The organism is Streptococcus oralis (genome assembly GCF_001579175.1).
Lineage (GTDB): Bacteria > Bacillota > Bacilli > Lactobacillales > Streptococcaceae > Streptococcus > Streptococcus oralis_O.
On record NZ_KQ970759.1, the window covers coordinates 660,944 to 669,460 of the forward strand.

The 8,517-nt window shown below is 41.3% G+C and carries 19 protein-coding genes; all 19 read right to left on the reverse strand.

From position 1 onward, the window contains the following. Positions 1 to 95 precede the first annotated feature (95 nt). Positions 96 to 536, reverse strand: coding sequence for a 50S ribosomal protein L15 (gene rplO / locus SORDD24_RS03290; protein ID WP_000766089.1), 441 nt, complete (start codon positions 534 to 536; stop codon positions 96 to 98). A 144-nt stretch (positions 537 to 680) separates the two neighbouring features. Then, complete coding sequence (rpmD, locus tag SORDD24_RS03295; RefSeq protein ID WP_000057241.1) at positions 681 to 863, reverse strand: 50S ribosomal protein L30; 183 nt, start codon at positions 861 to 863, stop codon at positions 681 to 683. Between the two features lie 13 nt (positions 864 to 876). Continuing rightward, positions 877 to 1,371, reverse strand: a complete 495-nt coding sequence (gene rpsE, locus SORDD24_RS03300) for a 30S ribosomal protein S5 (protein ID WP_000874196.1) — start codon at positions 1,369 to 1,371, stop codon at positions 877 to 879. A gap of 17 nt (positions 1,372 to 1,388) precedes the next feature. Next, positions 1,389 to 1,745 (reverse strand): 50S ribosomal protein L18, encoded by a 357-nt coding sequence (gene rplR / locus SORDD24_RS03305; protein ID WP_004251098.1) that lies wholly within the window; start codon positions 1,743 to 1,745, stop codon positions 1,389 to 1,391. A gap of 83 nt (positions 1,746 to 1,828) precedes the next feature. Continuing rightward, on the reverse strand, positions 1,829 to 2,365 hold the full coding sequence (rplF, locus tag SORDD24_RS03310) for a 50S ribosomal protein L6 (RefSeq protein WP_000086628.1): 537 nt from the start codon (positions 2,363 to 2,365) through the stop codon (positions 1,829 to 1,831). A gap of 192 nt (positions 2,366 to 2,557) precedes the next feature. Beyond that, positions 2,558 to 2,956, reverse strand: coding sequence for a 30S ribosomal protein S8 (rpsH, locus tag SORDD24_RS03315; RefSeq protein ID WP_000245504.1), 399 nt, complete (start codon positions 2,954 to 2,956; stop codon positions 2,558 to 2,560). 284 nt (positions 2,957 to 3,240) lie between these two features. Further along, complete coding sequence (locus SORDD24_RS03320; RefSeq protein WP_001085697.1) at positions 3,241 to 3,426, reverse strand: type Z 30S ribosomal protein S14; 186 nt, start codon at positions 3,424 to 3,426, stop codon at positions 3,241 to 3,243. A gap of 17 nt (positions 3,427 to 3,443) precedes the next feature. Continuing rightward, positions 3,444 to 3,986, reverse strand: coding sequence for a 50S ribosomal protein L5 (gene rplE, locus SORDD24_RS03325; RefSeq protein ID WP_000013542.1), 543 nt, complete (start codon positions 3,984 to 3,986; stop codon positions 3,444 to 3,446). 23 nt (positions 3,987 to 4,009) lie between these two features. Continuing rightward, positions 4,010 to 4,315 carry a 50S ribosomal protein L24 gene (gene rplX, locus SORDD24_RS03330; RefSeq protein WP_000497691.1) on the reverse strand — a complete coding sequence of 102 codons (306 nt, stop codon included), beginning with the start codon at positions 4,313 to 4,315 and terminating at the stop codon, positions 4,010 to 4,012. A 77-nt stretch (positions 4,316 to 4,392) separates the two neighbouring features. Next, the gene (gene rplN, locus SORDD24_RS03335; RefSeq protein WP_000616545.1) at positions 4,393 to 4,761 is read right to left on the reverse strand and encodes a 50S ribosomal protein L14; all 369 of its coding nucleotides are present in this window, start codon (positions 4,759 to 4,761) and stop codon (positions 4,393 to 4,395) included. 25 nt (positions 4,762 to 4,786) lie between these two features. Next, positions 4,787 to 5,047, reverse strand: coding sequence for a 30S ribosomal protein S17 (gene rpsQ / locus SORDD24_RS03340; RefSeq protein WP_000440801.1), 261 nt, complete (start codon positions 5,045 to 5,047; stop codon positions 4,787 to 4,789). Positions 5,048 to 5,071: 24 nt separating this feature from the next. Beyond that, positions 5,072 to 5,278 (reverse strand): 50S ribosomal protein L29, encoded by a 207-nt coding sequence (gene rpmC / locus SORDD24_RS03345; RefSeq protein ID WP_000772918.1) that lies wholly within the window; start codon positions 5,276 to 5,278, stop codon positions 5,072 to 5,074. 9 nt (positions 5,279 to 5,287) lie between these two features. Continuing rightward, positions 5,288 to 5,701 carry a 50S ribosomal protein L16 gene (gene rplP / locus SORDD24_RS03350; RefSeq protein WP_000960948.1) on the reverse strand — a complete coding sequence of 138 codons (414 nt, stop codon included), beginning with the start codon at positions 5,699 to 5,701 and terminating at the stop codon, positions 5,288 to 5,290. A 3-nt stretch (positions 5,702 to 5,704) separates the two neighbouring features. Next, the gene (gene rpsC, locus SORDD24_RS03355) at positions 5,705 to 6,358 is read right to left on the reverse strand and encodes a 30S ribosomal protein S3 (protein ID WP_000529936.1); all 654 of its coding nucleotides are present in this window, start codon (positions 6,356 to 6,358) and stop codon (positions 5,705 to 5,707) included. Between the two features lie 12 nt (positions 6,359 to 6,370). Then, complete coding sequence (rplV, locus tag SORDD24_RS03360) at positions 6,371 to 6,715, reverse strand: 50S ribosomal protein L22 (RefSeq protein ID WP_000818137.1); 345 nt, start codon at positions 6,713 to 6,715, stop codon at positions 6,371 to 6,373. An 11-nt stretch (positions 6,716 to 6,726) separates the two neighbouring features. Next, the gene (gene rpsS, locus SORDD24_RS03365) at positions 6,727 to 7,008 is read right to left on the reverse strand and encodes a 30S ribosomal protein S19 (RefSeq protein ID WP_000533766.1); all 282 of its coding nucleotides are present in this window, start codon (positions 7,006 to 7,008) and stop codon (positions 6,727 to 6,729) included. A gap of 101 nt (positions 7,009 to 7,109) precedes the next feature. Further along, positions 7,110 to 7,943 (reverse strand): 50S ribosomal protein L2, encoded by an 834-nt coding sequence (gene rplB, locus SORDD24_RS03370; RefSeq protein ID WP_000512903.1) that lies wholly within the window; start codon positions 7,941 to 7,943, stop codon positions 7,110 to 7,112. Positions 7,944 to 7,960: 17 nt separating this feature from the next. Further along, the gene (locus SORDD24_RS03375; RefSeq protein WP_001055347.1) at positions 7,961 to 8,257 is read right to left on the reverse strand and encodes a 50S ribosomal protein L23; all 297 of its coding nucleotides are present in this window, start codon (positions 8,255 to 8,257) and stop codon (positions 7,961 to 7,963) included. Beyond that, the coding region (gene rplD, locus SORDD24_RS11620) for a 50S ribosomal protein L4 (protein WP_231082671.1) at positions 8,257 to 8,517 on the reverse strand (261 nt) is incomplete at its 5' end. The genes rplD and SORDD24_RS03375, both read right to left, overlap by 1 nt.

Genomic DNA, 8,517 nt, shown 5'->3' on the forward strand with positions numbered 1-8,517 from the left:
ACAAGAATGATAAAAATCGTAAAGAGAATTTTTGATCGAACTTGTTTAACCTTGAGCGCTTCTTTTAATAATTTAAAAAACATGGGTCACCTCTCTTAGATGACTTCTACAGAACCACCTTTAGCAGTGATAGCTTCCTCAGCTGATTTAGAGAATTTAGCTGCTTTCACAGTCAATTTCTTAGTCAACTCACCGTTACCAAGAATTTTAACTCCTGATTTTTCAGCTTTCACAATTCCTGCTTCGATAAGTACAACTGGAGTTACTTCTGCACCGTCTTCAAAGACGTTCAATTGGTCAAGGTTTACAATTGCGTATTCTTTAGCGTTGATGTTAGTGAATCCACGTTTTGGAAGACGACGGAACAATGGAGTTTGTCCACCTTCAAAACCAAGGCGAACTCCGCCACCGCTACGAGCTTTTTGACCTTTTTGACCGCGACCAGATGTTTTACCGTTACCTGATGAAGTACCACGACCAACACGGTTACGTACTTTACGAGAACCTTCTGCAGGTTTCAATTCATGAAGTTTCATTATTTTTTCTCCTCTTTTGTAAAATGCTAGCGCCGATAAGAGAGAAAAGGTTGTCTCCCTTATCAACTCGCCTATACATTCGTCATCTTAGATGACTATATCTAGTTTTAGGGGATGAGTATTGCCACATCCCCTAAAAATTCATTAGTTTACTTCTTCAACTGTTACCAAGTGAGATACTGCAGTGATCATACCACGAATAGCAGCGTTGTCTTCTTTGATAACAGAGCTGTTCAATTTGCCAAGTCCAAGTGCTACAACAGTTTTACGTTGTGATGGAATGCGTCCGATTGGAGACTTAGTCAAAGTAATTTTAATTTGAGCCATTTTATCCCCTTTCTTATGCCAAATCAGAAACTGAGATACCACGAAGGGCAGCAACTTCTTCAGCGCGTTTCAATTGTTTCAAACCTTCAACAGTTGCGCGAACAATGTTGATTGGAGTGTTAGAGCCAAGTGATTTAGATGTAATATCTGCCACACCTGCCAATTCCACAACGGCACGAACGGCACCACCAGCGGCAACTCCAGAACCTTCTACAGCAGGTTTCAACAATACTTTAGCTCCACCGAATTCTGAAAGAACTTCGTGAGGAATTGTTGTTCCAACCATAGGTACTTCAATCAAGTTTTTCTTAGCATCGTCTACTGCTTTACGGATTGCTTCTGGAACTTCTTGAGCTTTACCAGTACCAAATCCTACGCGACCATTGTGATCACCAACAACAACAAGAGCTGCGAAACGAAGACGACGTCCACCTTTAACAACTTTTGTAACACGGTTGACAGCAACTACGCGTTCTTCAAATTCAACTGCATTGTCTTTAAATGCCATTTTCTAGTGTCCTCCTATTAGAATTTCAATCCGTTTTCACGAGCTGCATCAGCCAAAGCTTTCACACGTCCGTGATATAGATATCCACCGCGGTCGAACACCACTTCTGAAATACCTTTAGCACTTGCACGTTCTGCAACGAGTTTACCGACAGCAACGGCTTGTTCAGTTTTAGTTCCTTTTGAAACTTCTTTGTCAAGAGTTGAAGCACTTGCGAGCGTTACACCCGCTACGTCATCAATCACTTGAGCGTAGATGCCTGTATTAGAACGGAATACGTTCAAACGTGGGCGATCAGCAGTTCCAGAGAGTTTTCCGCGAACGCGACGGTGGCGTTTTTGGCGGAGTTTGTTTTTATCTGGTTTAGAAATCACAGTTTTCACCTCTTTAGTTTTAAATCGTGTGCTATGCACAAAGTTGGAAAATAAGTCGATGGTTGAAAATCAACCACTCAACATTATTTACCTGTTTTACCTTCTTTAAGACGAACGTATTCGCCAACGTAACGGATACCTTTACCTTTATATGGTTCAGGTGAGCGAAGGCTACGTACGTAAGCAGCTGTTTGACCAACTACTTCTTTTGAAATTCCGCTGATAGCAATTGTTGTTGGGTTTGGAAGTTCAAAAGTAATTCCTTCTGGAGCTTCAACTTCGTCTGGATGAGATTTACCTACAGCCAAAACAAGTTTGTTTCCTTGAAGTTGTGCACGGTAACCAACCCCACGCATTTCAAGTACTTTCTTGAATCCTTCTGATACACCAACAACCATGTTGTTCAAAAGGGCACGAGTAGTTCCGTGGATTGTTTTCATTTCTTTTGAATCGTTTGGTCGGTGAAGAGTTACTTCAGTACCTTCCACACGAATTTCAATATCTTTTGAGAACTCACGAGTAAGTTCTCCTTTAGGTCCTTTTACAGTTACAACGTTGTCATTGTTAGTGATTTCAACACCAGCAGGCAACACGATAACTTTATTACCAATACGTGACATGTTTATTTTCTCCTGTTAAATTGTCAGGCCAGAACGGCCAGTTTTCACGGGGTTAAAGATACTTATTGAGTTCAATAGCTAAATTGAACACGCTCTAAGAACTGTGCAAAATAGATAAGTTGGCTTGTTTGTAAACAAACTTCTCCAACTTCCTAATTTTGCTTTGTTCTTTACGAGCTTTGTATCTTGATTTTACCAAACGTAAGCGATAACTTCTCCACCAACGTTCTTTTGGCGAGCTTCTTTATCAGTAAGCAAACCTTCAGAAGTTGAAAGGATAGCAATTCCAAGTCCGTTAAGAACTTTTGGAAGATCTTCACGTTTTTTGTAGACACGAAGTCCTGGTTTAGAAACACGTTTCAAGTTAGTGATAACTTTTTCACCGTTTGGTCCGTACTTAAGGAATACACGGATGATGCCTTGTTTGTCATCTTCGATGATTTCTACGTTCTTAACAAAACCTTCGCGTTTAAGGATTTCAGCAATCCCTTTTTTGATGTTTGATGCAGGTACTTCAAGTACTTCGTGTTTCGCTTGGTTAGCGTTACGAATACGAGTTAGGAAGTCTGCGATTGGGTCAGTCATAACCATTTTGTTTTTCTCCTCTTACTAGTAGTTTGCAAGTTGCACTTGCTAGTTAATACATGATACAAAGAGCGTAACAGCAAGAGCAAAAATAGGCAATTTGATGCAGGAGCGGTGCTCTAAAGAAAATTGGTCTTTTTTGTCAAAGCTGTAGCTCGTGTTCAAATTGGCAAGCCCAACTGAACCCGTGCTAAACTCTGTGTGAAAAAGATAAACTTTCCTAGAAACTTCAGTTTCTTCGTCAAGTTTCCTATTTTCACTTGGAGTTTGGACGCCCTTGATATCTTAAATTACCAAGATGCTTTTGTTACACCAGGAATTTGTCCTTTGTAAGCTAATTCACGGAAGCAAACACGGCAAAGTTTAAATTTGCGGTAAACTGAATGTGGACGACCACATTTTTCACAACGAGTATAAGCTTGAGTAGAGAACTTCGCTGGACGTTTGTTCTTAGCAATCATTGATTTTTTAGCCATTAGATTTACCTCCTATATTATTTTGCAAAAGGCATTCCAAGGCCTGTAAGCAATGCACGTGACTCTTCGTCAGTGTTAGCAGTTGTTACGATAACGATGTCAAGACCACGAGTTTTGTCAACGTCATCAAAGTTGATTTCTGGGAAGATCAATTGTTCTTTCACACCAAGTGTGTAGTTTCCGCGTCCATCAAATGATTTTGTTGGAACACCGTGGAAGTCACGTACACGTGGAAGTGAAACTGAAACCAATTTGTCCAAGAATTCGTACATACGTTCACCACGAAGGGTAACTTTTGCACCGATCGCTACACCTTCACGAAGACGGAAGCCGGCGATTGATTTTTTAGCTTTAGTGATAAGTGGTTTTTGACCTGAGATAAGCGCCAATTCTTCAGCAGCTTTTTCAAGGCTTTTAGCGTTTGATACAGCTTCACCAACACCCATGTTCAAAACGATCTTATCTACTTTAGGCACAGCCATCACTGATGAGTAGTTGAATTGTTCTGTCAAAGCAGGAACTACTTCATTAAGATATTTTTCTTTTAAACGATTTGCCATTATACTTCTCCTTTCCTTCGTGATTAATCAAGCACTTCGCCTGATTTTTTATTGTAGCGAACTTTTTTACCGTCTACAAATTTGTAACCAACACGACCAGCTACACCGTTTTTATCCAAAACTTGAACGTTTGATACGTGGATAGCTGCTTCTTTCTCGATGATACCACCTTGAGGAAGCTCGTTAGTTGGACGTTGGTGTTTCTTAACGATGTTAACACCTTCAACGATAACTTTGTTTACTTTTGGAAGGGCAGTAAGGACAACAGCTTCTGTTCCCTTATCTTTACCAGCGATTACGCGAACTTTGTCGCCTTTTTTTACAAACATTAGGTTTCTCCTTGATTTTTCTTACGCCCACAAGGGCACCCTAGCGTGAAGCTAGGGGACTAGTTTGTTTCTAAAAATTAAAGTACTTCTGGAGCAAGTGACACGATCTTCATGAAGCCACCTTCACGCAATTCACGTGCAACTGGGCCAAAGATACGTGTTCCGCGAGGAGTTTTGTCTTCACGGATGATAACTGCTGCGTTTTCGTCAAATTTGATGTATGAACCATCAGCACGACGAGCACCTGATTTAGTACGAACGATAACAGCTTTTACAACGTCACCTTTTTTAACCGCACCACCAGGAGTAGCTTGTTTTACAGATGCCACAATAACATCACCGATGTTTGCAAATTTACGTCCTGAACCACCAAGAACTTTGATAGTCAAGATTTCGCGAGCACCGCTGTTGTCTGCGACTTTCAAACGAGTTTCTGTTTGAATCATTTCAGTTTTCTCCTTTCAGGTTTGATTAGATGATGACCGCTTCTTCAACAACTTCTACAAGACGGAAACGTTTTGTAGCTGAAAGCGGACGAGTTTCCATGATACGTACGATATCGCCTTCTTTGGCAACATTGTTTTCATCATGTGCTTTGTATTTTTTAGAGTAGTTAATACGTTTACCATAGACTGGGTGGTTACGTTTTGTTTCAACTACAACTGTGATTGTCTTGTCCATTTTGTCAGATACAACACGTCCAACAAGAACTTTACGATTATTGCGTTCCATTGAAATTTCTCCTTCCCTAGTCTATTATTTCGCTTCAGATTGAACTGTTTTGATACGAGCGATTTGTTTTTTAACTTCTTTCAAGCGAGCTGTTTGTTCCAATTGACCAGTAGCAGCTTGGAAACGAAGTTCAAACAATTCTTTTTTCAATTCGTTTTCGCGCTTCGCGAGTTCTTCTTGAGAAAGACCACGAAGTTCTTTAACAAATTCTTTTACTTCATTAAGTTTCATGCCTTCTCCTTATTCTGCTTCACGTTTTACGAATTTACATTTAACTGGCAATTTGTGGCTTGCAAGACGAAGCGCTTCGCGAGCGATCTCTTCAGATACACCAGCAACTTCAAACATCACTTTACCACGTTTAACTGGTGCTACCCAACCTTCAGGCGCCCCTTTACCAGATCCCATACGCACACCGATAGCTTTAGCAGTGTATGATTTGTGTGGGAAGATTTTAATCCAAACTTTACCACCACGTTTCATGTAACGAGTCATGGCGATACGAGCAGCTTCGATTTGGCGGTTAGTGATCCAGTGGCTAGTTGTAGCTTGAAGACCGTATTCACCGAATGCTACTTCTTTTCCACCTTTTGCTTCACCGCGCATTTTTCCACGGAATTCACGACGGTGTTTAACACGTTTAGGTACTAACATTGGTTATTTACCTCCTTTAGTGTTTTTACGAGCTGGAAGAACTTCACCACGGTAGATCCATACTTTAACACCAAGTTTACCGTATGTAGTATCCGCTTCTTCCCAAGCGTAATCGATATCTGCACGAAGTGTGTGGAGTGGAACAGTTCCTTCTGAGTATCCTTCAGCACGGGCAATATCTGCACCGTTCAAACGACCTGATACTTGAGTTTTAATTCCTTTAGCTCCAGCACGCATTGCGCGTTGGATTGCTTGTTTTTGTGCACGACGGAAAGCAACACGTTGCTCCAATTGACGAGCAATTCCTTCACCTACAAGGTGAGCATCCAAATCAGGTTGTTTGATTTCGATGATGTTGATGTGTACTTGTTTTCCAGTCAATTTGTTAAGTTTTGCACGGAGTGCATCAACGTTAGCGCCACCTTTACCGATAACCATACCTGGTTTAGCAGTGTGAAGTGAAACGTTAACTTTGTTCACTGCGCGTTCGATTTCGATAGTTGAAACTGCTGCGTCAGCAAGTTCTTTTTGAACGAATTTACGGATTGCAAGATCTTCATGAAGGTAATCCGCGTATTCTTTTTCAGCATACCATTTGGCATCCCAATCACGGATGATGCCGACACGCATACCAATTGGATGTACTTTTTGACCCACGATGTTACCTCCTTATTTTTCTGCAACAGCTACAGTGATGTGAGCTGTACGTTTGTTGATTGGTGAAGCTGAACCTTTCGCACGTGGACGGAAACGTTTCATAGTTGGTCCTTCGTTTGCGAATGCTTCAGATACTACCAAGTTAGCTTTGTCCAAACCAAAGTTGTTTTCAGCGTTAGCTACAGCTGAATTCAAAACTTTCAAGATGATTTCAGCAGCTTTGTTTGGAGTGAATGTCAAGATTGCAATAGCATCGGCTACGCTTTTACCACGGATATTGTCAAGAACAAGACGTGATTTACGAGGTGAAACACGTACTGTACGAGCCATTGCTTTAGCTGAAGTAATTTCTGCCATTTATGTTCTCCTTATTTTCTACGTGTTTTCTTGTCATCTGCAGCGTGACCTTTGTAAGTACGAGTTGGTGCAAATTCACCAAGCTTGTGACCTACCATGTCTTCTTGGATGTAAACAGGTACGTGTTTACGTCCGTCATAAACTGCAATAGTGTAACCAATGAAACTTGGGAAGATCGTTGAACGACGTGACCAAGTTTTGATAACTTTTTTCTTTTCGTCGTTAGCTTGAGCTTCAACTTTTTTCATCAAATGCTCATCGACGAAAGGTCCTTTTTTAAGACTGCGTCCCATTTTATTTTTTCTCCTTTAAATGTTGTACCACAGCGGCTTGCGCTCACATGGAGCGCTACCGAGCTGGCGGATTATCTAGCGCTTATGCGACTAGTTTTAAATTATTTCTCGTTGCGACGACGAACGATAAGTTTGTCAGATTTCGCTTTCTTGTTACGAGTTTTAAGACCAAGAGCAGGTTTGCCCCATGGAGTAGATGGCGCTTTACGACCAACTGGTGCTTTACCTTCACCACCACCGTGTGGGTGATCGTTAGGGTTCATTACAGAACCACGAACTGTTGGGCGGATACCTTTCCAACGGCTACGTCCTGCTTTACCAAGGTTAACAAGTCCATGTTGTTCGTTTCCGACAACACCAACTGTTGCACGACAAGTTCCAAGGATCATACGTACTTCGCCAGATTGAAGACGAACAAGAACATATTTACCTTCTTGACCCAATACTTGAGCAGAAGCTCCAGCTGCACGCACCAATTCTCCACCACGACCTGGTTTCAACTCGATGTTGTGGATCAAAGTACCAACTGGGATGTTAGCAAGCGGAAGAGCGTTCCCGACTTTGATATCTGCTTCTGGACCTGAAACGATGCGTTGACCAACTTCAAGACCTTTTGGAGCGATGATGTATGCTTTCACACCGTCAGTGTAGTGTACAAGAGCGATGTTTGCAGAACGGTTTGGATCGTACTCGATTGTTTTAACAACAGCTTCAACGTTGTCTTTGTTACGTTTGAAGTCAACCAAACGGTAGAAACGTTTGTGTCCACCACCGTGGTGACGAACAGTGATACGACCGTTGTTGTTACGACCAGCCTGTTTCTTCAAGGCAACAAGCAATGATTTTTCAGGAGTGCTTGTTGTGATTTCAGCGAAATCCAAAGAAGTCATATTACGGCGACCGTTTGTTGTTGGTTTATAAACACGAATTCCCACGATATTTCCTCCTTAGATTATTCAGCTTCAGCAGCAAACAACTCGATTGCTTTTGAATCAGCTGTAAGTGTGATGATAGCTTTTTTAGTTTTGTTAGTAAAACCAGTGTAACGTCCAACACGTTTTGCTTTTGGTTTTACGTTGATTGTGTTAACGTTGGCAACTTTAACACCTTCGAAAGCAGCTTCAACAGCTTGCTTGATCAAAAGTTTGTGTGCACGAGTGTCAACTTCAAATACATATTTTCCTGCTTCAAGTTGAGCCATTGAGCTTTCAGTGATGACAGGTTTTTTGATAACATCATACAAATTCATTATGCAAGAACCTCCTCGATTTTAGAGATAGCTGCTTGTGTGACAAGAAGTTTGTCGCTATTTGCGATGTCAAGAACACTTGCAGTTGTAGCAGTTGCAACTTTCACGTTTGGAAGGTTACGAGCTGAAAGAGCTGCGAATTCATTTCCTTCTTCAAGGATAACAAGAACTTTAGAATCGATGCTCAATGCTGCAAGAACTTTTGCAAATTCAGCAGTTTTTGGAGCTGTAAATGAAAGAGCGTCTACAGCTACGAATTT